A 20,951-nucleotide genomic window follows, 5' to 3' on the forward strand; every position below is an offset into this window, starting at 1 on the left:
CTTCCACGATGATCATCTCAGAAGTCCGGGGCGGGGCCGTGTTGAAGGATTTGCCCTCCCTGGCCGCCCGGCCGCCCGGCCCTTTGACCTTGCCCGGCGTCCGGCTTCTCGGGAGGAGATAATGCGTGTGCCCTGGAAGGCGGTAACAGCGCCTTCCAGGGCACAGCTCAGATGCAGGACCGGCTACACGGCGGCCTTGCGGCAGGCGGTGTCGGCGATCGCCGGCGGGACCGAGGACACGTTCATCAGCAGCACGCGGCACAGCAGCTGGTCGGCGGGCAGACCGGAACCGCCGACGGTGCACGCGAGGTTGGTGTCGGTGCTGGAGTAGCCCTTCGAGGCCAGGTACGACGTGCAGTCGCTCGGCGTCGCGCTGGCGGACGGCGCGGCCACCACGAAAGCGCCGGCGGCGGCCATGGTGGCCACCGCCACGCCGGCGATGCGGGTCTTGAGGGTACGCTTCATCGGTCCTCCTGATGGACGTGAAGGCTCACCCGGATGGGATCCACCCGGAACACCATGAGATTAAGAGCTCGTAACACGATCTTGTTGAAGTGGCCTGGTAGGCCGTGACCGATGTGAGGATTCGGCCGTTCGGGAGGGTGTGAGTACCCGGCCGTGGATCGTGGACGACGACTTGTGGGCACTGATCGAACCGCTGCTGCCGCCCTGGCCGGAGAAGGCACCGGGGCCGCGCCCGGTGCCGGACCGGCTCTGCCTGCAGGGCATCCTCTACGTCCTCCACAACGACATAGCCTGGCAACTGCTGCCCCCTGAGCTGGGTTTCGGCTCCGGGCAGACCTGCTGGCGGCGCCTGGACCGCTGGCAGAAGGCAGGGGTCTTCGACCAGCTGCACCGCATCCTGCTGGCCGAACTGAACGCGGCCGGCGCACTCGACTGGTCTCGCGCGTGTGTGGACGGCTCCCACATCCGCGCGAAAAAGGGGGTGCCGACACCGGTCCGTCGCCGGTCGACCGGCGCAAGACGGGCAGCAAACATCACCTGATCTGCGACGGCTGCGGCACCCCGCTCAAGGTCATCACGACTGCGGCCAACGTCAACGACGTCACCCAGACCCTCGCCCTGGTCGACGGCATCCCGCCCGTCGCCGGCCGCCCCGGCCGTCCGCGCCGCCGTCCCGAAGCCCTGCTCGGCGACAAGGGCTACGACTCCAACCCGAACCGCGAAGAGCTGCGCAAGCGGCGGATCCTGCCGGTCATCTCCCGCAAGGGCGCCCCCAACATCAAGGGCCTGGGCAAACTCCGGTACGTCGTGGAACAGACCTTCGCCCTGCTCCACCAGTTCAAGCGCCTCGCGGTCCGCTGGGAACGCCGCACCGAACTCCACGATGCCTTCGTCTCCCTGGCCTGCAGCCTGATCTGCTGGAGACGTCTCAAGAAGGCCCGACCATGATCGTGTTACGAGCTCTAAGAGCGTAAAAGCCGATTTGCTGCCGGCATGCGTTTAAACGTTCCGCCCATGAGCGGCGCGTTGGCCACTGGGCCCGCTTTATGCACCTGCTCCCACTGGGACCTGTGACGCAAAGGAGGAGGGTGCCCCATGCCGGAACTTGCGGACAGATCACACATCCCCTTCTCCGCGGTTCAAAAGAGGACATGAATTGATCGGGGGCGGTCGCGCCCGCTCGCTCACATTGGCCGAAAACCCGCCGGTCTTTGCGCTGAACCGGAATCCGGTTCCCCTATTCACTGCCAGGCGCATAAAACATCCGCCCGGCGCTCATGTAAAGCATCTCCCACGAAGAATCACTCCCGGAGTATGCGCGGGGGCGCACCCGCAACCGCGCACGCCGGGGATCACACGCACCGCCTGCTCCGCCATGCCGGGTGCTCCGCGGGCGACGCGGCGGTACGACCGCCGCTTCACCTCGACAGCGCTGCCCCCTGCCGGAGCGCGGGTCAGAGGAACCCGGTTCGGGGGGCCGTGACCTCGATGGTGTCCTTCACCAGGGCGAGCGCGGCACCCAGAGGGCTCGAGCGTCCCCCGCTGACGATCACGTCGCCGGCGTCGGGGCAGCCGAACACCACGGCCTTCTCCGGTCCGACGAGCGCGTGCAGGGGGTCACCGGGCTCCGTCTCCTCCAGGCGGACGCGGACCAGGTGGGGCGTGTCCACGGAGGCGCTTGCCACGGCGCGCAGGCGGCGTGCCCGGGAGGCCGCGGCCGGCGCTGTCCGGGAGGTGCCCTCGTCCACCGGCTCCGCCCGCACCCGCACGGACGCCGGGTCCCACCCCCAGGCCAACGCTGCCAGCAGCCGCACCTTCGTGGCGGCGTCCTCACCGGACAGGTCGGACGAGGGGTCCGCTTCCGCGATTCCGCGGCGCTGAGCCTCCCGAACCGCCTCGTCCAGCGAGTCGCCCGCGGCGAGACGGTCGAGGACGAACGTGGCGGTGCCGTTCGGGCAGGCCCGGATCGTCGTGCAGCCCAGGCCCCGCAACGAGGTCCTGGACAGGTCCCCCGCCGGCAGAGCGGCTCCCGTCGCCCCGGAGATCCTGATCATGACGGCCGCCGCGCGGGCCGCTTCGTCGAGGTCCCGCCAGTGGCTGAGCAGGTGGCTCTTGGTGGCCGTGACCACATGCACCCCTCTGCGCAGGGCGATCATGGCCTCTTCCGCGGCGTGCAGGCGGAGTCGGGGGGAGGACGGGATCGCCTGGACGAACACGCCGGCAGCGGTCCGGTCGAGTGTCTCCTCCAGCGGGGCCGGCGGGCCCCACGCCGAGCGGGGCGGTACGGGTTCGCCCTCGCGGAGCCGGCACTGCCCGGAACTCGCCCGGACGGCAGCGACGTTCACCCGTACGCCGTGCCGGTGGGCAAGCTCGTCCCGCTGCCGGGCCAGGTACTCGACGTAGGCCCGGCCGACCGGACCGTATCCGGAGAGCACCACATCGGCCCGGCTCACTTCACGCATGGTTCCCTGCTCCTCTTCGGTACATCGGTACATCGGTGCGTCGTGCGGGAGGTCGAGGCCCGTCCGTCGGAATCACGCACCTCAGTGTCGTCGGAGCACACCGCTGCGGCGCAGGCGGCCGATGACCGGGCGCAGTTCCGGTGCGGTGGCGGGTGACGGCTCCTCGGTGGTGTCCTCCGTGGTGTTCTCGCCGGCGTCGTCGGTGGCCGTGGTCCACAGGGCGAGTTCACGGTCGCGGGGCCCGTGTGCCGTGTACGGTGCGCCGGCGCCGAACATCCGCACCGGGTGTCCGGCGTCCCAGCGCTCCCATCCCGGCTCGCCGTCGGAGACGAAGCGCACCCAGGCGCCGTGCATCGCGTCGGACAGGGCCCGGGGTGCGCCCTCGCCCGCGAGTTTGCGCGCGTCGGGCTCGTCGCCGCTGTCGAAGACGAAACCGAGTTCCAGGGCGTGGCAGGCGCCCATGCCGGGGCGGTTGGAGGGCCAGGCGAACTCGTAGACGTACGAGGGGGCTTCGCGGCCGTCGGCCAGTCGGTGGAGGGGGATGCGCAGGAGGTGGTCGGTGACCAGCTGGCCGACGATCTCGGCGGTGCCGGCGTCCGGGCGCAGGGCGCGGTAGCCGCGCGGGACCTCGCTGCCGCAGTGGCAGCGGGCCATCGCCCCGGCCAGGGCGACCGCGCCGAGCCGGTCGACGCGTTCCAGGAGCCCGCCCGGTACCAGCCACAGCCGGTACTCGTCAGTGGTCCATCCGGTGAGCAGGTCGACGCCGGGGGCCGCGCCGCCGTCGGTGAGTGCCTCCAGGGGGTCGCGCGGGACGAGGTCCTCGTCGACGACGATGCCGAAGGCGGGCCCGCCGAGCACCGGGCTGCTGAGGCGCCCCACCTCGGCCTGGGTGCGCAGCAGCAGCTCGCGGTCAACGGCGGCGAAGGCCTCGGCGGTCGCGGGGACCTTCAGCCGGTTCGCCATGCGGCGCACCACCCGCCGCACCTTGGCCCGGTCGGACACCTCGGGCGGTCCGCTCTGCAGGATGGCCCGCCGGACCAGGCCCTGGGCCTGCGGGGCGGCGATCAGCGCGCCGGTGCTGATCGCCCCGGCGGACTGGCCGCCCAGGGTGATGCGGTCGGGGTCGCCGCCGAAGGCCGTGACCGACTCGTGGACCCAGCGCAGGGCGGCGAGCTGGTCGCGCAGGCCCGGGTTGGCGGGGGCGTCCGGGAAGAGGCCGTAGCCCTCGACGCCGAGCCGGTAGTTGACCGACACGAACACCACGCCGTCACGGGCGAAGGTCCGCCCGTCGTACACCGGTACCGCCGAGGAACCCCTGGTCAGGGCCCCGCCGTGCAGCCACACCAGCACCGGCAGCCGGGCTGTCGGGGACGGGTCGGGAGTCCAGACGTTCAGGTTGAGGCAGTCGTCGCCGGGGACGGACGGATCGGCGAGACAGCGCGCGAAGGCTTCGGAGTACGGGGGTTTCGGAGCCGTGGGGCCGAAGGCGTCGACGTCGCGTACGCCGTCCCAGGGATCCGGCGGGACGGGGGGCCGGAATCTGCGGGGGCCGAACGGCGGCGCCGCGTACGGGATGCCCCGGAACACGGCGGTCCCGTCTTCCCGTCTGCCGCGTACGGCACCGTACGGCGTCCTGACCACGGGGAGCATGGGGCTCACGCGGGTCACGGGGGGCATGGGGGCCACGGGGTGCGCCCGGTCGTCTGCCGCCATCTGCCCACCAGCCCTTCGCGGCGCCTCCAGCACCACAAGAGCACCGGGAGGCTCATCAGTATTCCTGCGCCGCCCCGGCGGCCGTCCCCTCGGCCCCGCCCCGCCCACCTCAGTCCAGCACCGCGATCGCCTCCACCTCCACCAGGTGCTCCGGCACGTCCAGCGCGGCGACTCCCAGCAGTGTCCCCGGCGGGACCGGGGTGCCGCCCAGCTTCTCGGCCGCCCGCGACACACCCTCCATGAACAGGGAGAACTTGTCAGGGTTCCAGTCGACGACGTACACGGTCAGCTTCACCACGTCGTCGAAGGTGGCACCGACGCCGGCCAGCCCGGTGGCGATGTTGAGGTAGCACTGCTCGATCTGCGCGGCGAGGTCGCCCTCCCCCACCGTGACGCCGTCGGCGTCCCAGGCGACCTGCCCGGCGAGGAAGATCGTCCTGGATCCGCTCGCGACCGCCACCTGTCGGTAGGCGTCGGTCTTCGGCAGTCCGGTCGGGTTCAGGAGCGTGACGGCCATGGTGCCCGCCTCCTTGGGTCATGAGCACTCGTGCTCTCTTGTGGTTACTTGGGAACCGTAAGAGAGTGGCTGCTGACATGGAAGAACGCACTTTTCAGTGACTGGGGAACCTCATGGTGACCAAGCAGTTCAGGGGCTCGCCCGAGGATGCGGATCTCACGCGCGCGGACTCGCTGGCACGGGAGATCTTCTCGGACATCGCCAACAAGTGGGCGCTGCTGATCATCGAGGCGCTCGGTGAGGGCACGTTGCGCTTCGGGGAACTGCGCAAGGAGATCGACGGCATCAGCCACAAGATGCTCACCCAGAACCTGCGCATGATGGAGCGCAACGGCCTGGTCGAGCGGCAGGTGCATCCGACGGTGCCGCCGCGGGTCGAGTACACGCTCACCGAACCGGGCGCCGCCCTGCGGGCGACGGTCGACGCCATGTGCGACTGGACGCACCGCTACCTCGGCGACATCGAGGCGTCCCGCGGTCGCTTCGGGTCCGGGCCCGCGGCTTCCGGCTGACCGGGTCGCCGTACCGGACGGCCGTGTCCTATTCCTTCAGGACCGGGGGCCGGGGCGCGCCCGCGGTGGCCGCGTGAGTGCACGATGTGATGCCATCGGGTCGGTCGTCTCCGGACATGGGCGTCTCCGTCGCCTTCCATCGACGGCTCGGGTTCGCTTTCCCCGAGGGGGCCGAGGAACAGGGGCACGCCGAGGCCGGGGCGCCGAGCGCGCAGTTCGTGCGCGGGCACGCCCAGCAGGGCGGGGGCGGTGCCGGGGTGGAAGCGGATGCCCGCCCGGGGGCGGGTCGCGTCGCCCCCGGTGCGGTGGGCGTGGGTGTCGGGGCCCGCGGCCGGCAGGCGTCCGTCGTGCCGGAGCAGGTCCAGGCAGCCGTCAGGCAGGACCCGGTCCGCTCCGCTGCCGGCGGTGTGCTGGTCCACACGACCGCGCCCGGCAGCCGTGACACAGGCTCGCCGTACATGTCAGCCACGCTGCGCGGCCCGCGTCCGCCATTCCTGCGGACTGGCCCCGTACTCCCGTTTGAAGGCGGTCGACAGCGCGAAGGCGCTGCCGTAGCCGACGTGGCGGGCGATCGCGCCGATCGTGTCGTCGGTGGCGCGCAGGCGGTCCGCCGCGAGGGCGAGGCGCCAGCCGGTGAGGTACGTCATCGGGGGTTCGCCGACGCGTTCGGTGAAGCGGCGGGCCAGCGCGGCGCGCGAGACGCCGGCCTTCGCGGCGAGCGCGGCGACCGTCCAGGGGTGGGCGGGGTCGCCCTGGAGGAGGCGCAGCACCGGGCCGACGACGGGGTCGCCCTGTGCCTCGTACCAGGCGGGCGGCGCCGCCTCGGGGCGGGCGAACCAGGCCCGCAGGGCGGCGATGACCAGCAGGTCGAGCAGCCGGTCGAGGACGACCTCCTGGCCTGGTTCGTCCCGCATGATCTCCGCCGTGAGGAGCGGGGTGAGCGGGGTGAGCGGGCCGTGCCGGTCGTCGGCGGTGAGGGAGAGCAGCGGTGGCAGCGCGTCGAGGAGCCGGCCGCCGATCTCGCCCCGCATCCGGTAGGTGCCGATGAGCATGACCGTCTCGCCGTCGGGCCGGCCGCCCCAGGTGCGGACGCCGAGGTCCATGACGCCGTTCAGGGGGCGTCCGTCGGGGTGGTGGCACGCGCCGCCCGGCAGGATCAGCGCCTGTGGCGCGGTGCCGGGGTCGTCGGCGCAGGTGTACGGGTCGGGGCCGCACGCGATGGCCAGGTCGCCGGGGCGCAGCCGCAGCCGTTCGCCGCGGTCCGGCACGATCCAGGCGTCACCGCGGACGAGCAGCATCACGGTCAGCGGGGCGCGGTCCTCGATCCGGACCGACCAGGGCGGGTCGAAGCAGGTCCTGATCATGAACGCCCCACGGGCGCGGGGGCCTTCCAGCAGGCCGGTGAGGGCGTCCATGGGGCCAGCGTAGACGCGGGGCGGGCGTGTCCCCGCGCAGCCGCTCGACGTCCCGCCCCGGTCAGGCGGTGACCACGGGACCGTGGTCGCCCACCACGCGCTCGTCGCCGTCCCGCCGGGGGAGGTGGAGGGTCGCCGTGCCGGTGACGGCCGGGCTCACCGCATCGCCGGGGCGGTGTGCGACCGGCCCGGGAACACGGACGTGCACCGGTGAGTCCAGTCCGGTCACCGCCACCGTCACCAGGGTGTCCGGTCCGTGGAAGGAGATGTCCGCCACCGTGCCGCGGGGGGCCTGGTCGGACGGTGCGCCGAGGGTGAGCTGTTCGGGGCGCAGCACGACCGTACCGGCACCGTCGTCCACCGGGGTCTCCAACGGGATGCGGCCCAGCGCGGTGTCCGCGGTCGTGCCCCTGCCGGTGCCCGGAAGCAGGACGACGCCGCCGACGAAGGCGGCCACCCAGGGGTCCTGCGGCCTGCGGTAGACGTCCTGCGGGGTTCCGCACTGGGCCACCCTGCCCGCTCTGACGACCGCCACGAGGTCCGCCGTGGAGAGTGCCTCCTGCTGGTCGTGGGTGATGAGGACGCCCGTCGCCCCGGTGGACCTGAGCGCCGCGCGCACATCGGCCCGTACGCCTGCGCGCAGTCCGCTGTCGAGCGCGTTGAACGGTTCGTCGAGCAGGACGATCGCGGGTTCCGGGGCGAGCGCCCGCGCCAGCGAGACGCGTTGCTGCTGGCCGCCGGAGAGTTCGTGGGGCATCCGGTCGCCGTGGCCGGGCAGGCCGACGAGGTCGAGCATGTCCCCGGTGCGCCGACGGCGTTCGGCCGGGGAGAGTCCCGCCAGCCCGAAGGCGACGTTGCGCGCCACGCTCAGGTGCGGGAACAGGGCGCCCTCCTGCGGCACGATGCCGATGCGCCGTCGTTCCGGGGGCAGGTGGGTGCCGGGTCCGGTGACGGTCCGCCCGCCGATCTCGACCGTCCCCGCGTCCGCCCGCAGAAAGCCGGCCACGATGCGCAGCATGGTCGTCTTGCCGCAGCCCGAGGGCCCGAGGACGGCGGCCAGCCGCCCCGCGGGGACGGAGAGGTCGATCCCGTTCAGAACGGGGGCGCCGGGCCCGTAGGACTTGGTGAGCCCGGTGATCCGCAGGTCGTTCATGCGCGGTGCCTTCCGAGGAGGTACGAGGGAACGGCGGCGATCAGGATGAGGACGGCCGCGTACGGAGCGGCGGCGGCGTACGAACCGGTTCCGGTCTCGGTCCACAGGCGGGTCGCGAGGGTGTCCATACCGGTGGGTCTGAGCAGCAGGGTCGCCGGGAGTTCCTTCATGCAGACCACGAAGGTCAGGGCGGCGCCCGCGGCGATACCGGGAGCGGCGAGCGGGACCGTGACCTCACGCAGGACGCCCAGCGGCCCCCGCCCGAGGGAACGGGCGACGTCCTCCAGCACGGGCGGTGCCTGGAGGACCGCTGCCCGGGTGGCGCCCACGGCGACCGGCAGGAACAGCACCGCGTAGGCGGCGACGAGCAGGGGCAGCTCCTGGTACAGCGGATAGGCGAACCGCACCGCGAGGAAGACCATCGCGAGGCCCACGGTGATCCCGGGCACGGCGTGGCCCGCGTACGCGGCCTGCTCCAGCAGATGTGCGGCGCGGCCCCGGTGGCGGGCGGCGAGCACGCCGACGGGAAGGGCCAGACACGTGGTGAGCGCGGCACCGAGGGCCGCCACGAGCAGCGTGATTCCCCCGGTCTCCAGCAGTCCCTGCGGATCCCAGGTGCGGGAGTTGCCGACCGCCAGCCAGTACCCGAGGGTCCCGGCCGGGAAGGCGACCCCGGCCGCGGCGACGGCCGAGCACCAGCCGAGCGCGGGCCACTTCAGTCGGCCGAGCGGGATCGGGGGTGCCGGCCTGGCCGTTCCGCCGCCGGTCCGGGCGTGGCCCGCACGGCCGCGGGTACGCGCCTCGGCGGCGACCAGCAGCACCGTCATCAGGACGAGCACCACGCTGAGGGCCGCTGCGGGCGTGCGGTCGAAACTCGCCTTGTACGACGTGTGGATGGCCCGGGTGAAGGTCTCGTACCGCATGATCGACACGGCCCCGAAGTCGGAGAGGACGTACAGCGCCACGAGCAGCCCGCCGCCGGCCGCGGCCGGGCGGAGCTGCGGCAGGGTGACCCGGCGGAACGTGCTCCAGGGCCCGTGCCCCAGGGCGCGCGACGCTTCCTCCTGGGCGGGGTCGATGCCGCGCAGCGCGGCGGCCACCGGCAGATACACGTACGGGTAGCTGACCAGGGTGAGCGCGAAGGCGGCACCGCTGAATCCGGCGAGATCGGGGCGCGCCGAGATCCAGGCGAAGGCCGCGACGTAGCTGGGCACGGCGAGCGGCAGCGTGGCGAGCACCGACCACGCGCGCCGGCCGGGCAGCGCGGTGCGGACGGTCAGCCAGGCGAGGGAGATGCCCAGGACGAGGCAGGCGGTCACCACCACGGCGGCCAGACCGACGCTCCGGGCGAGCAGTTCCAGCGTGCGGTCGGTCGCGACGACGTTCCACGCGTACGCGGGGCCCCGCTCGGCGGCCCGTACGGCCAGGTAGACCAGCGGGAGCAGGGTCAGGGCCGCGGCTGCCGAAGCCAGGGCCAGCAGGAGGAGCGGCGGTCGGCGCCCGGCACGCCCGGGCCTGGACGGTGCGGGGGCGTCGTCCGGGCCCGGGGCGGAACGAGCGGGTGCCGACGGGGCCTGGTGGCCTCGGGTACCCGAACTCTTCATACCGATCAGACCATCCCGGCTTCCTGGAGCATCTCCAGCGTGACCTGGAGGGACTCCAGCCGGCTCAGGTCGATCTCCGGCGCGTCGATGGAGTCGAGCGGCGGAAGGTCGTCCCCGCCGGTGACTCCGGCGGCCAGCGGGTACTCGTGGGTCTCGTCGGCGAAGTAGGTCTGCGCCTCCTCGGCCAGGAAGAAGTCGACGGCCTTCCGCGCGGCGGTGCTCTGGTCGCTGCCCTTGAGGATCCCGACGCCCGCGACGTTGACGAGCGCGCCCGGGTCGCCCTTCGTCGGGAAGTGCAGTTTGGCCTTGAGCTTGTCCGCGCCCTCCTCGGCGGCCTTCTCGTACCAGTAGTAGTGGTTGATCAGACCGAGTTCGGCCTTGCCGTCGTCGACGGCGTCGAGGACGGCGCCGTTCTTCTCGTACACCTGGGGGTCGTTGGCCTGGAAGTCCTTCAGCCACTTGCGCGTGGCGTCGTCGCCCTCGAGGACCCGCATGCCGGTCACGAACGCCTGGAACGAGGCGTTGGTGGGCGCGTAGCCGACCTTCCCCTTCCATTCCGGTCCGGTCAGTTCGTGCACGCTGTCCGGTGCCTCGGCGACCTTGTCGCCGTGGTAGGCGATGACGCGGACCCGTCCCGACACACCGACCCAGTCGCCGTTCTCCGCGCGGAACGCCTTGTCGACGCGGTCGAGGGACTTCTGCGGCAGCGCCGCGAGACGGCCCTCCTTGCCCAGGGCGCCGAGTGCGCCGGCGTCCTGCGAGAAGAAGAGGTCCGCGTCGGTCCTGTCGCCCTCTTCGAGAAGCTGGGCGGCGAGTTCGGCACTGTCCCCGTAACGTACCTCGACCTTGGAGCCGGTGGTCTTCTCGAGCTTCTCGATGAGCGGCGCGACGAGGTCCTCGCTGCGGCCGGAGTAGACGACGAGCGTCCCTCCCCCGCTCTTCTCCCCGGCTTCGGTGCCGGAGCCTGCTCCCTTGCCGTCCGAGCCGCATGCGGTCGCCAGGGGGACGAGCAGGACGGAAGCGGCGAGAGCCCCGATCGTACGGAGGGAGGGACGTCTCATGTCAAAGCCTTTCCAGGGAAGAGTCAGAACAATCTAAGGTTTGCCTTACCTAAGAAACAACTCTGTCCCGTTCTCCGTGACCGAACCGGGACCTGGTGCGTCCCGGGGGAGCGGTGAGAGCGGATGCGTCGCCGTCGGGCGTTCGGCCTCACTTCTCGTCGTCCGGCGGGCCCGTCTGCTCCTCGCCGTTCCTCGGCTGGTGGCTGCTCTTCGCATGGGTGCGCAGGCGGGCCGTGACGTCCTCGGGAGGCAGGAAGCGGGACCAGCGTTCGGGGAACTCGGCGGGCATGTCCGGGTCGGCGTCGTCGTCGGTGGCGGCCTCGGCGGAGGTGCGGGCGACGTACTCGGCGACCTGCTCCTGCCGCAGCCGCTCGTTGGTCTCGCGGGCGGCGGCCGTCGCGGCGGCCGGCCAGACCCGGTCGATGGCGGCGTTGACCGCGGCCCCCACGAGCACGGCGAAGGCGGACACGCCGATCCACAGCAGGACGGCGACGGGGGCCGCGAGGGAGCCGTAGATGGTGGGGCCCTCGACGGTGTTGGTCAGGTAGATCCGCAGCAGGATGCTGCCGATCACCCACATGGCGAGGGCGACCAGCGCGCCGGGCACGTCCTCGATCCACGGGGACCGCACGGGCACGGAGACGTGGTAGAGCGTGGTCAGGAAGGCGACCGACAGCAGGATCACCACCGGCCAGTACAGGATCTGCACGAGCGTCGTCGACCAGGGGACGACCCGGACGACGGCGTCCGGGCCCGCCACCATCAGGGGCAGTGCGACCGAGCCGATCAGCAGGGCCGCGATGAACAGCAGGAAGGCCACCAGGCGGGTCTTGACGATGCCGCGCACCCCGTCGAGGCCGTACATCACGGTGATGGTGTCGATGAAGACGTTCACCGCACGGGAGCCCGACCACACGGCGAACAGGAAGCCGATGGAGATGACGTCGGGTCTGCCGCCTTTCGTGACGTCGTGCAGGATCGGCTCGGCGATCTGCTTCACTCCCCGGTCGGACAGCACGGCGCGGGACGCCTCGAGGAGGTTGGTCTGCAGGCTCTGGATGGTGTCGGCGCCGGTCCAGGAGTCGACGTAGCCGAGCAGGCCGATCATGCTGAGCAGCAGCGGGGGCACCGACAGCAGGGTGAAGAAGGCCGCCTCGGCGGCCAGGCCCAGGATGCGGTACTCCATGCAGGAGTTGACGGTGTCCTTGAGCAGCAGCCAGACGGTCCTGCGTTTGGAGACGTTGCGGTACAGGGCGCGGGCCCTGTGAAGTCGACCGGAGGGCGCGTCGGGGGGTTCGCTTGCTGGCTGCACGAACCAAAGGTATCCGCCGTGCCCGGCGGTCCTCACCCGAAGGGTCACGAGGTGAGACGGGTGGCGGGGGCGGCGGGTAGGTTCGTCGCCATGGCAGGGAGCACCCACACCGTGACCAACCAGGCACCGCCGCTGACGCAGTACGACGTGTTCACCGCCGACCGGGCGCTGACGGAGGCGGTCGAGCGGCATCTGGACCCGGCGGTACTGGACGAGGGCCGGTCCGAACTGTCGGCGCTCGGCCGGACCTCCGGTTCCGCGCAGGTGCAGGAGTGGGGGGTGCTGGCCGACGCGAACCCGCCGCGGCTGCGCAGCCACGACCGGTACGGGCACCGGATCGACGAGGTCGACTTCCATCCGGCCTGGCACCGGCTGCTCGGCAAGGGGGTCTCGGCGGGGCTGACCGGCGCGTGGGGGCGGCCGGGCGGGCATGTGCGGCGGGCGGCGGCGTTCGTGGTGTGGACGCAGGTCGAGGCCGGCACCTGCTGCCCGCTGTCGATGACGCACGCGGCCGTGCCCGCCCTGCGCGCGGATCCGGCGCTGGCCGCCGAGTGGGAGCCGCGGCTGGCGTCGCCGGTGTACGACCGGGGCCTGCGGCCGGCCCACGAGAAGGCCGGTGTGCTCTTCGGGATGGGCATGACGGAGAAGCAGGGCGGCAGCGACGTCCGCGCCAACACGACGTCCGCGCGGCCGCTGGCCGAGGACGGCGCGTACGAGCTGACCGGGCACAAGTGGTTCTGCTCGGCGCCCATGTCGGACGCGTTCCTGGTGCTGGCGCAGGCACCCGGCGGACTCACGTGTTTCCTGGTGCCGCGGGTGCTCGCGGACGGCTCGCGCAACGTGTTCCTCCTCCAGCGGCTCAAGGACAAGCTGGGCAACCGGTCCAACGCGTCCGCCGAGGTCGAGTTCGCGGGGACCTGGGCGCGGCGGGTCGGGGACGAGGGGCGCGGGGTGCACACCATCATCGGGATGGTGGCGGCGACCCGGCTGGACTGCGTCCTGGGCTCGGCGGGGCTGATGCGGCAGGCCGTCGCGCAGGCGGTGCACCACTGCGCCCACCGGAAGGCGTTCGGCGAGAAGCTGGTCGACCAGCCGCTGATGCGCAACGTGCTGGCCGATCTCGCGCTGGAGTCGGAGGCGGCCACCGCGCTGGCACTGCGGCTGGCCGCGGCCTGTGACGACGGGGGCGAGCAGGAGCGGGCGCTGCTGCGGATCGCGGTGCCGGCGGCCAAGTACTGGGTGACCAAGCGGTGTGCGCCGCTCGTCGTGGAGGCGGCGGAGTGCCTGGGCGGCAACGGGTACGTGGAGGAGTCGGGGATGCCCCGGCTGGTGCGCGAGTCGCCGCTGAACTCGGTGTGGGAGGGCGCGGGCAACGTCCAGGCGCTGGACGTGCTGCGGGTACTGCGCCGGGAGCCGGGGGCGCTGGACGCGTATCTGCGGGAGGTCGGGCAGGCCCGCGGGGCCGATCACCGGCTGGACGGCGCGATCAGGGACCTGCTGACCGGGCTGGCCGATCTGGAGGGTGTCGAGGGGCGGGCGCGGCGGCTGGTGGAGCGGCTCGCGCTGGTGCTCCAGGGCTCGCTGCTGGTGCGGTACGCGCCGCCGCAGGTCGCCGACGCGTTCTGTGCGGCCCGGCTGGGCGGTGACGGGGGCGCGTCGTTCGGGACGCTGCCGCACACCCTCGATCTCGCGGCGGTCGTGGCGCGGGCCCGGCCGGAGCCGGCGTGACGCGGGGGTGGTGCCGCGCCGACACGGCACCACCCCCGCCGCACAGGCCCCGTGGAGCCGTGGACGCCGTTCGGGACGGCGTCGCTCGAGCTTCGGACAGTGCGGGGCTCTCCACCAGGGTTGCGGAGGGTTGCGACGTGCCGCCGCCCGTGTCGGTACCGAACGCCCTCGCCGGGGGGCGGCTCCGGGGCGTGTCCGGGCTGCCGAGGTCACGCGTTCCGCACATTTGCAGGGTCTTCCTCCCTCGGCGGGTCCCCCTGCCGTAGCATCCCTCTACGGGCCACCCCACCTGCTCCACGGTCAACGGTCGGACCACCGGACGCAGTTGGTTTGCCTCGGGAGGACGTTATGAAGCATCGCGGCAGACATCGTCGGCGCAGGCGGGGCAGGGCGCTGCGGGCGACGCTGGCCGGGACCGCGCTCGCGCTCACCGCGGCGGCCACCATGATCAGCACGTCGCAGGCCACCGATGCCGACGACCCCGGGGCGCTGAAACCGCTGACCGCGTCCGCCGAGACCGCGCCGCTGCGGCTGACCGAGGGCAGTGTGCCCCCGGAGTGGCTCGACCGGCTCTCCGCGGAGATGGGCCGGCCCGTCGGCGTCCGGGCCGTGCTCGACGACACCGACGGTTCCCTGCGGGACGCGGCGGCCTGTCCGGAGGACGACAGGCGGGCGCTGCCCGTCGAGCCGGCCGCCACGCGGGCGTACTGCTGGGACGGCGCCGACGTCGAGGGCTGGCGTTCCGGCGCCGTCACCACGTCCGGGGACGCCGACGACGACGGCCGCTGGGGGCAGAGCCGTGTGGTGCTCTCCGGCTGGAGCCAGGGCGGCGTCCTGGCGGACGGCACCCCGGCGGAGGGCCCCGCGGCCGCCGGCCCGGGCCAGGGTCTCGCGCGCGTCGCGTTCATCGACGCCGGCGACCCCGACGACCTCCGCTACACCTGGGCGCAGCTCGCCGTCCCGGTGGACGACGGCCGCGACTACCGGGGGCTGGTGTCCCCCGTGTCCGGCATGGTCTGGTACCAGGACAAGCTGCTGGTCACCGCCGGCCGGGGGGACGGCAGCACGCTGTACGTGTACGACGTGGACCGCGTCCAGCGGACCACCGTGGACGGCGCGACGGTCGGGCGGGTGCCCGGCGGCTGGTCGGCGGCCGGGGCGCGGTACGTGCTGCCGGCCGTCGCCTCGTACCGGACGGCCGATGTGAACGCCCCGCAGCCGGGCGGTATCTCGCTGGACCGCAGCACGGCGCCGGACAGCCTGGTCGCGCACGAGGCGGTGCCGAAGGAGCACGACGGGCCGACCCGGCTGTGGCGGTACGCGTTCGACGACGACCGTTCCCGCGCGGGACTGCTGGCCACGGACTCGGTGGGGCAGGCGGACGTGGTCGCGGCGTACGAGACGGAGCTGACGGATGTGCGCAGCGTGCTGTCGTACGGGTCGGGCTGGTACCTGGGCCGGATGACCGGGACGCCCCAGGAGCGCGGGACGCTGTGGCGGCAGGACAGGGAGGGGGCGCGGCCCACCCGGTGCGGGGCGGACGAGACGCACCGCTGCTGGAGCGGGCCGGCGGCGTCCCTCTCCTACTGGCAGGAGACCGGCGAGGTGTGGTCCCAGTCCGGCCGCATGCTCTTCGCCCTGCCCCTGGACTCCGTCGACCACTCCCTGGACTAGGGCCTCCCGTCCGGATCAGGCCGGGCTGACGGGGCCGGTCCGGCCCGGCCGCTCCTTCGGGCTCCTCCCCCTCGTCCCTCGGGCGTTCGACAGATGTACGTGCCAAATGGTTCCCTTTCCGGCATGACGACCATCACCGTGACCACCTGGTCCCTGGAGCAGACCGCGCCCGCCGATCTCCTGCCGGCCGCCGTGCCCGAGGGGGATGTGCGGATCGTCCGTTCCGAGGTGCCCTCCCCCGAGTTCAGCCGTTTCCTGTACGCCTCGGTCGGCGGTGACATCCGCTGGACCGACCGGCTGGGGTGGACGTACGCGCAGTGGCTGGAGCACCTGGACCGGCCCGGCGTGGAGACCTGGGTGGCCTACGACCGGGGGACGCCCGCGGGGTACGTGGAGTTGGAGGCGCAGGACGACGGGGTCGTGGAGATCGTCTACTTCGGGCTGATCTCCGCCTTCCGGGGCCGGCGCATCGGCGGGCACCTGCTGTCGTACGGTGTCGCGCGGGCCTGGGACCTGGCGGAGCGCCGACCCGGCCTGAAGCCGACCAGGCGGGTCTGGCTGCACACGTGCAGCAAGGACGGCGAGTACGCCATGGACAACTACCGGCGCCGGGGCTTCAGGCTGTTCGACACCAAGGTCGAGGAAGAGCCCGAGGTCGCCACGCCGGGCCCGTGGCCGGGAGCCTACCCCGCCTGAGCAGCACGCTCACCCCGCCTGAGCAGCACGCTCACCCCGCCTGAGCAGCACGCTCACCCCGCCTGAGCAGCACGTTCGCCCCGCCTGACGGCGCGCCCGCCCCACCCGGGCAGCGCCGTCCGCCCCTTTTGGCACGCATGGACGAGATCGCCCGGGTCTCCCGGCGCCAAGAACACGTGCGTCTCTCATTCCGAGACAAGCACGTCCGCATCATGGATGAAGCTGGACTGTGTCCAGATCTCCGTGCCACGCTTCCGTCATGCCTGGAACGGGAATCGCCTTGGTGAGTCGGCGTCATGTCGACCTCGGCCGTATGTCCAGCGCCATCTGTCCGGCGTGCTGAGAGCACGTTCAGCAGTACCCGACAGCCTTTCTCCACTCCGTTCCACGTCGCTTCTCCTCGACTGAACTCCCGCGTGATGACGCGCACTTGCGCCTGTATCGTCATGCGCAGGTCAGAGCCGTCTCCCGCCTGTCCCGAAGGACGTATCAGCCATGGCCGCCAGCCCGCAGGATCCTGCCGCCGCGACCCCCCGCCGCAAGGTGAGCCGTCACCGCGGAGAGGGGCAGTGGGCCGCGGGGCACTTCACTCCGCTCAACAGCAACGAGCAGCTCAAGAAGGACGACGACGGTCTCAACGTACGGACACGTATTGAGACGATCTACTCCAAGCGGGGCTTCGACTCGATCGACCCCGGCGATCTGCGGGGACGTTTCCGCTGGTGGGGTCTGTACACCCAGCGCCGCCCCGGGATCGACGGCGGCCGCACCGGTCTGCTGGAGCCGGAGGAGCTCGAGGACAAGTACTTCATGATGCGGGTCCGCATCACCGGCGGCCGGCTCACCACCGAGCAACTGCGGGCGATCGGCGAGGTGTCGGAGACCTACGCCCGCGGCACCGCCGACATCACCGACCGGCAGAACATCCAGTTCCACTGGATCCGCGTCGAGGACGTGCCCGCGATCTGGGAGCGCCTCGAAGCGGTCGGCCTGTCCACCACCGAGGCCTGCGGCGACACCCCGCGCGGCATGCTCGGCTCCCCCGTCGCCGGCGTCGCCGAGGACGAGATCATCGACGGCACCGCGGCGCTGGACGAGATCGCCCGCCGCTACATCGGCGACCCGCGCTTCTCCAACCTGCCGCGCAAGTACAAGACGGCCGTCTCCGGCTCCCCGCTGCTGGACGTCGCCCACGAGATCAACGACATCTCCTTCGTCGGCGTGGTCCACCCCGAGCACGGTCCGGGCTTCGACCTGTGGGTCGGCGGCGGCCTGTCGACCAACCCCAAGTTCGGTGTGCGGCTGGGCGCCTGGGTCCCCGAGGCGGAGGTGCCCGAGGTGTGGGAGGGCGTCACCTCCATCTTCCGCGACCACGGCTACCGGCGGCTGCGCAACAGGGCGCGGCTGAAGTTCCTGGTCGCCGACTGGGGCGCGGAGAAGTTCCGCCAGGTGCTGGAGGACGACTACCTGGGCCGCGGGCTGATCGACGGTCCGGCGCCCGAGATGCCCGCGCAGCAGTGGCGCGACCACATCGGGGTGCACCGGCAGAAGGACGGCCGGTTCTACGTCGGCTTCGCGCCGCGGGTGGGCCGGATGGACGGCTCGCTGCTCACCAAGGTGGCCGAACTGGCCGAGGGGCACGGCTCGCGGCGGGTGTCCACCACCGTCGAGCAGAAGATGATCGTCCTCGACGTGCCGCAGGACCGGGTGGACTCCCTGGTCGACGCGCTGGAGGCGCTGGACCTGCGGGTCAGCCCGTCGCCGTTCCGGCGCGGCACGATGGCCTGCACCGGCATCGAGTTCTGCAAGCTCGCCATCGTGGAGACCAAGGAGCGCGGCAGCGAGCTCATCGACGAACTGGAGCGCCGGCTGCCCGACTTCGACGAGCCGGTCACCATCAACATCAACGGCTGCCCGAACGCCTGCGCCCGCATCCAGACCGCGGACATCGGTCTCAAGGGGCAGTTGGTCACCGACGCCGAGGGCCGGCAGGTCGGCGGCTACCAGGTGAACCTGGGCGGCGCCCTCGGCCTGGACCCCGCGTTCGGCCGCAAGGTGCGCGGCCTGAAGGTCACCTCGGACGAACTGCCGGACTACATCGAGCGGGTGCTGAAGCGCTTCCAGGCGGAGCGCGAGGAAGGCGAGCGGTTCGCCACCTGGGCCGCGCGCGCCGATGCGGAGGCTCTGTCGTGAGCGAGCGGGCCGCGCCCTTCTACTGCCCCTACTGTGGTGACGAGGACCTGCGTCCCGGCGAGGAGGGACCGGGGGCCTGGGAGTGCGGAGCGTGCAACCGGGGCTTCCGGCTGAAGTTCCTCGGGCTGCTCGCCCGCGGAATCGAGCGACCCGACACGGGAGGGGACCGGACATGACGGCGGTTCAGGAAAAGTGCTCCACCGACGACTTGAGGGAGCTGGCCGAGCAGGCGGGCCGCGAACTGGAGGACGCCTCCGCGCTGGAGATCCTGACATGGGCCGCCGAGACCTTCGGTCCGCGGTTCTGCGTGACCTCCTCGATGGAGGACGCGGTGGTCGCCCATCTCGCCTCCCGCGCCCTGCCCGGCGTCGACGTGGTGTTCCTCGACACCGGCTACCACTTCGAGGAGACCATCGGCACCCGGGACGCGGTGGCGGCCGTGATGGACGTCAACGTCATCACGCTCACCCCGCGGCAGACGGTCGCGGAGCAGGACGCCGAGTACGGGCCGGAGCTCCACGACCGCGACCCCGACCTGTGCTGCGCGCTGCGCAAGGTGCGGCCGCTGGAGGAGGGCCTGCGGGACTACCTGTCCTGGGCGACCGGGCTGCGCCGCGACGAGTCCCCGTCCCGGGCCGGCACCCCGGTCGTCGGCTGGGACGAGAAGCGGCAGAAGGTCAAGGTCTCCCCCATCGCCCGCTGGACCCAGGACGACGTGGACGCCTACGTCGCCGAGCACGGCGTGCTCACCAACCCACTGCTGACGGACGGTTACGCCTCGGTGGGCTGCGCCCCCTGCACCCGCCGTGTGCGGGAGGGCGAGGACGCCCGCGCCGGGCGCTGGGCGGGCCGCGCCAAGACCGAGTGCGGACTGCACGGCTGACCATGACCGCGCCCTCAGCGCCTCCGACATCCTCCACGACCCCCACGAACCAGGAGACCGCCGTGACGACCGGAGCCACCGTCTGGCTCACTGGTCTGCCGAGCGCAGGCAAAACCACCATCGCCCACGAACTGGCCGGCCGGCTGCGCGCGGAGGGCCGGCGCGTCGAACTGCTCGACGGCGACGAGATCCGCGAGTTCCTCTCCGCGGGCCTCGGCTTCAGCCGCGAGGACCGGCACACCAACGTGCAGCGCATCGGCTTCGTCGCCGAACTGCTCGCCCGCAACGGCGTCACCGCGCTGGTCCCGGTGATCGCGCCCTACGCGGACAGCCGGGACGCGGTACGGGGGCGGCACGAGACGAACGGCACGTCGTACCTCGAGGTGCACGTGGCGACCCCGGTCGAGGTGTGCTCCGCACGCGACGTGAAGGGGCTGTACGCCCGGCAGGCCGCGGGTGAGCTCACCGGCCTGACCGGGGTGGACGACCCGTACGAGGCTCCTGTCTCACCCGATCTGCGCATCGAGTCGCAGCACCAGACCGTCCAGGAATCCGCCGCGGCGGTGCACGCCCTGCTGAGCGAAAGGGGACTGGCATGACAACCGTGGCCACGGTCGGGACGGGTGGCGAGGGCGCCGGCGGTGCGGCCGAGCCGTACACCCTCTCCCACCTCGACGCCCTCGAGTCGGAGGCGGTGCACATCTTCCGCGAGGTCGCGGGCGAGTTCGAGAACCCGGTGATCCTCTTCTCCGGCGGCAAGGACTCCATCCTGATGCTGCACCTGGCGCTGAAGGCCTTCGCCCCGGCGCCCGTCCCCTTCTCGCTGCTGCACGTCGACACCGGGCACAACTTCCCCGAGGTCCTCGACTACCGCGACCGCACGGTCGCACGGCACGGGCTGCGGCTGCACGTCGCCTCCGTGCAGGACTACATCGACCGCGGAGTACTGCGCGAACGCGCCGACGGCACCCGCAACCCGCTCCAGACGCTGCCGCTCACCGAGAAGATCGCCGCCGAGAAGTTCGACGCCGTCTTCGGCGGCGGCCGCCGCGACGAGGAGAAGGCCCGCGCCAAGGAACGGGTGTTCTCCCTGCGCGACGAGTTCTCCCAGTGGGACCCCCGCCGCCAGCGGCCCGAACTGTGGAACCTCTACAACGGCCGGCACGCCCCCGGGGAGCACGTCCGGGTGTTCCCGCTGTCCAACTGGACCGAGCTGGACGTGTGGCAGTACATCGCCCGCGAGGGGATCGAACTCCCGCAGATCTACTACGCCCACCGGCGCGAGGTGTTCCGGCGGGGCGGCATGTGGCTGACCGCCGGCGACTGGGGCGGTCCGAAGGACGGCGAGCGCGTCGAGAAGCGGCTGGTGCGCTACCGGACGGTGGGCGACATGTCCTGCACCGGCGCGGTCGACTCCGGGGCCGACTCCATCGAGAAGGTGATCACCGAGATCGCCGCCTCGCGCCTCACCGAAAGAGGCGCGACGCGAGCCGACGACAAGCTCTCCGAGGCGGCCATGGAAGACCGCAAGCGAGAGGGGTACTTCTAGACTTGGTCTCTTCT

The 20,951-nt window shown here is 72.2% G+C and carries 20 protein-coding genes and 1 pseudogene; 11 read left to right on the plus strand and 10 right to left on the minus strand.

Annotated elements, in window-relative coordinates; translation table 11 throughout:
• Positions 1 to 183 precede the first annotated feature (183 nt).
• Entirely contained in the window at positions 184 to 465 is a 282-nt protein-coding gene (locus ACTWJ9_RS05255) for a hypothetical protein (protein ID WP_279333003.1), read from the minus strand.
• Between the two features lie 157 nt (positions 466 to 622).
• Here ACTWJ9_RS05255 and ACTWJ9_RS05260 point away from each other — a divergent pair.
• Positions 623 to 1,413, plus strand: a protein-coding gene (locus ACTWJ9_RS05260) for an IS5 family transposase (protein ID WP_443295853.1) whose coding sequence is annotated in 2 segments (ribosomal slippage) — positions 623 to 937 and positions 940 to 1,413 — 789 coding nt in all. Because the reading frame shifts where the segments join, the coding sequence is not laid out codon by codon here.
• A 506-nt stretch (positions 1,414 to 1,919) separates the two neighbouring features.
• Here the strand turns inward: ACTWJ9_RS05260 and ACTWJ9_RS05265 are convergent.
• The 3 genes from ACTWJ9_RS05265 to ACTWJ9_RS05275 form a co-directional block, all read right to left on the minus strand.
• Positions 1,920 to 2,927, minus strand: coding sequence for a homoserine dehydrogenase (locus ACTWJ9_RS05265; RefSeq protein ID WP_279333004.1), 1,008 nt, complete (start codon positions 2,925 to 2,927; stop codon positions 1,920 to 1,922).
• Positions 2,928 to 3,008: 81 nt separating this feature from the next.
• Positions 3,009 to 4,577: a carboxylesterase/lipase family protein gene (locus ACTWJ9_RS05270; RefSeq protein WP_443295854.1), complete on the minus strand. Its 1,569-nt coding sequence runs from the start codon at positions 4,575 to 4,577 to the stop codon at positions 3,009 to 3,011.
• A gap of 172 nt (positions 4,578 to 4,749) precedes the next feature.
• Positions 4,750 to 5,157, minus strand: coding sequence for a RidA family protein (locus tag ACTWJ9_RS05275; RefSeq protein ID WP_387037865.1), 408 nt, complete (start codon positions 5,155 to 5,157; stop codon positions 4,750 to 4,752).
• A gap of 113 nt (positions 5,158 to 5,270) precedes the next feature.
• On the opposite strand from ACTWJ9_RS05275, the gene ACTWJ9_RS05280 reads away from it, so the two are divergent.
• Complete coding sequence (locus ACTWJ9_RS05280; protein WP_279333006.1) at positions 5,271 to 5,669, plus strand: winged helix-turn-helix transcriptional regulator; 399 nt, start codon at positions 5,271 to 5,273, stop codon at positions 5,667 to 5,669.
• 191 nt (positions 5,670 to 5,860) lie between these two features.
• On the opposite strand, the pseudogene ACTWJ9_RS05285 reads toward ACTWJ9_RS05280, so the two are convergent.
• From ACTWJ9_RS05285 to ACTWJ9_RS05310, 6 genes and pseudogenes are all read right to left on the minus strand, one after another.
• A pseudogene (locus ACTWJ9_RS05285) lies at positions 5,861 to 6,129 on the minus strand (DUF6597 domain-containing transcriptional factor); the annotation flags it as partial.
• Position 6,130: 1 nt separating this feature from the next.
• A complete protein-coding gene (locus tag ACTWJ9_RS05290) occupies positions 6,131 to 7,084 on the minus strand; it encodes an AraC family transcriptional regulator (protein WP_279333007.1) in 954 nt (317 codons plus the stop codon).
• 61 nt (positions 7,085 to 7,145) lie between these two features.
• Positions 7,146 to 8,237 carry an ABC transporter ATP-binding protein gene (locus ACTWJ9_RS05295; protein ID WP_387037862.1) on the minus strand — a complete coding sequence of 364 codons (1,092 nt, stop codon included), beginning with the start codon at positions 8,235 to 8,237 and terminating at the stop codon, positions 7,146 to 7,148.
• The gene (locus tag ACTWJ9_RS05300; protein WP_443295259.1) at positions 8,234 to 9,841 is read right to left on the minus strand and encodes an ABC transporter permease; all 1,608 of its coding nucleotides are present in this window, start codon (positions 9,839 to 9,841) and stop codon (positions 8,234 to 8,236) included. Before ACTWJ9_RS05300 ends, ACTWJ9_RS05295 begins: the two co-directional genes overlap by 4 nt.
• Before the next feature lie 5 nt (positions 9,842 to 9,846).
• Positions 9,847 to 10,902: an iron ABC transporter substrate-binding protein gene (locus ACTWJ9_RS05305; protein ID WP_279333010.1), complete on the minus strand. Its 1,056-nt coding sequence runs from the start codon at positions 10,900 to 10,902 to the stop codon at positions 9,847 to 9,849.
• 148 nt (positions 10,903 to 11,050) lie between these two features.
• Complete coding sequence (locus tag ACTWJ9_RS05310) at positions 11,051 to 12,214, minus strand: YihY/virulence factor BrkB family protein (protein WP_279333011.1); 1,164 nt, start codon at positions 12,212 to 12,214, stop codon at positions 11,051 to 11,053.
• Between the two features lie 90 nt (positions 12,215 to 12,304).
• Here ACTWJ9_RS05310 and ACTWJ9_RS05315 point away from each other — a divergent pair, with 90 nt between their 5' ends.
• The 9 genes from ACTWJ9_RS05315 to cysD all read left to right on the plus strand — a co-directional run bounded on the left by ACTWJ9_RS05315 (position 12,305) and on the right by cysD (position 20,937).
• Positions 12,305 to 13,942 (plus strand): acyl-CoA dehydrogenase family protein, encoded by a 1,638-nt coding sequence (locus ACTWJ9_RS05315; protein ID WP_387037856.1) that lies wholly within the window; start codon positions 12,305 to 12,307, stop codon positions 13,940 to 13,942.
• 348 nt (positions 13,943 to 14,290) lie between these two features.
• A complete protein-coding gene (locus tag ACTWJ9_RS05320; RefSeq protein ID WP_443295260.1) occupies positions 14,291 to 15,616 on the plus strand; it encodes a hypothetical protein in 1,326 nt (441 codons plus the stop codon).
• Between the two features lie 123 nt (positions 15,617 to 15,739).
• Positions 15,740 to 16,312, plus strand: coding sequence for a GNAT family N-acetyltransferase (locus tag ACTWJ9_RS05325; RefSeq protein ID WP_387037853.1), 573 nt, complete (start codon positions 15,740 to 15,742; stop codon positions 16,310 to 16,312).
• A 259-nt stretch (positions 16,313 to 16,571) separates the two neighbouring features.
• Complete coding sequence (locus ACTWJ9_RS05330; protein WP_341483713.1) at positions 16,572 to 16,655, plus strand: putative leader peptide; 84 nt, start codon at positions 16,572 to 16,574, stop codon at positions 16,653 to 16,655.
• Between the two features lie 152 nt (positions 16,656 to 16,807).
• The gene (locus ACTWJ9_RS05335) at positions 16,808 to 18,505 is read left to right on the plus strand and encodes a nitrite/sulfite reductase (RefSeq protein ID WP_443295261.1); all 1,698 of its coding nucleotides are present in this window, start codon (positions 16,808 to 16,810) and stop codon (positions 18,503 to 18,505) included.
• A complete protein-coding gene (locus ACTWJ9_RS05340; protein ID WP_384200008.1) occupies positions 18,502 to 18,681 on the plus strand; it encodes a hypothetical protein in 180 nt (59 codons plus the stop codon). The genes ACTWJ9_RS05335 and ACTWJ9_RS05340 overlap by 4 nt, the downstream gene beginning before the upstream one ends.
• Positions 18,678 to 19,388, plus strand: coding sequence for a phosphoadenylyl-sulfate reductase (locus tag ACTWJ9_RS05345; RefSeq protein WP_387037849.1), 711 nt, complete (start codon positions 18,678 to 18,680; stop codon positions 19,386 to 19,388). The genes ACTWJ9_RS05340 and ACTWJ9_RS05345 overlap by 4 nt, the downstream gene beginning before the upstream one ends.
• A 62-nt stretch (positions 19,389 to 19,450) precedes the next feature.
• Entirely contained in the window at positions 19,451 to 19,987 is a 537-nt protein-coding gene (gene cysC / locus ACTWJ9_RS05350) for an adenylyl-sulfate kinase (protein WP_384200012.1), read from the plus strand.
• The gene (gene cysD, locus ACTWJ9_RS05355; RefSeq protein WP_279333020.1) at positions 19,984 to 20,937 is read left to right on the plus strand and encodes a sulfate adenylyltransferase subunit CysD; all 954 of its coding nucleotides are present in this window, start codon (positions 19,984 to 19,986) and stop codon (positions 20,935 to 20,937) included. The genes cysC and cysD overlap by 4 nt, the downstream gene beginning before the upstream one ends.
• Positions 20,938 to 20,951 lie beyond the last annotated feature (14 nt).

The organism is Streptomyces sp. GDS52 (genome assembly GCF_052246875.1).
Classification (GTDB): domain Bacteria; phylum Actinomycetota; class Actinomycetes; order Streptomycetales; family Streptomycetaceae; genus Streptomyces; species Streptomyces cathayae.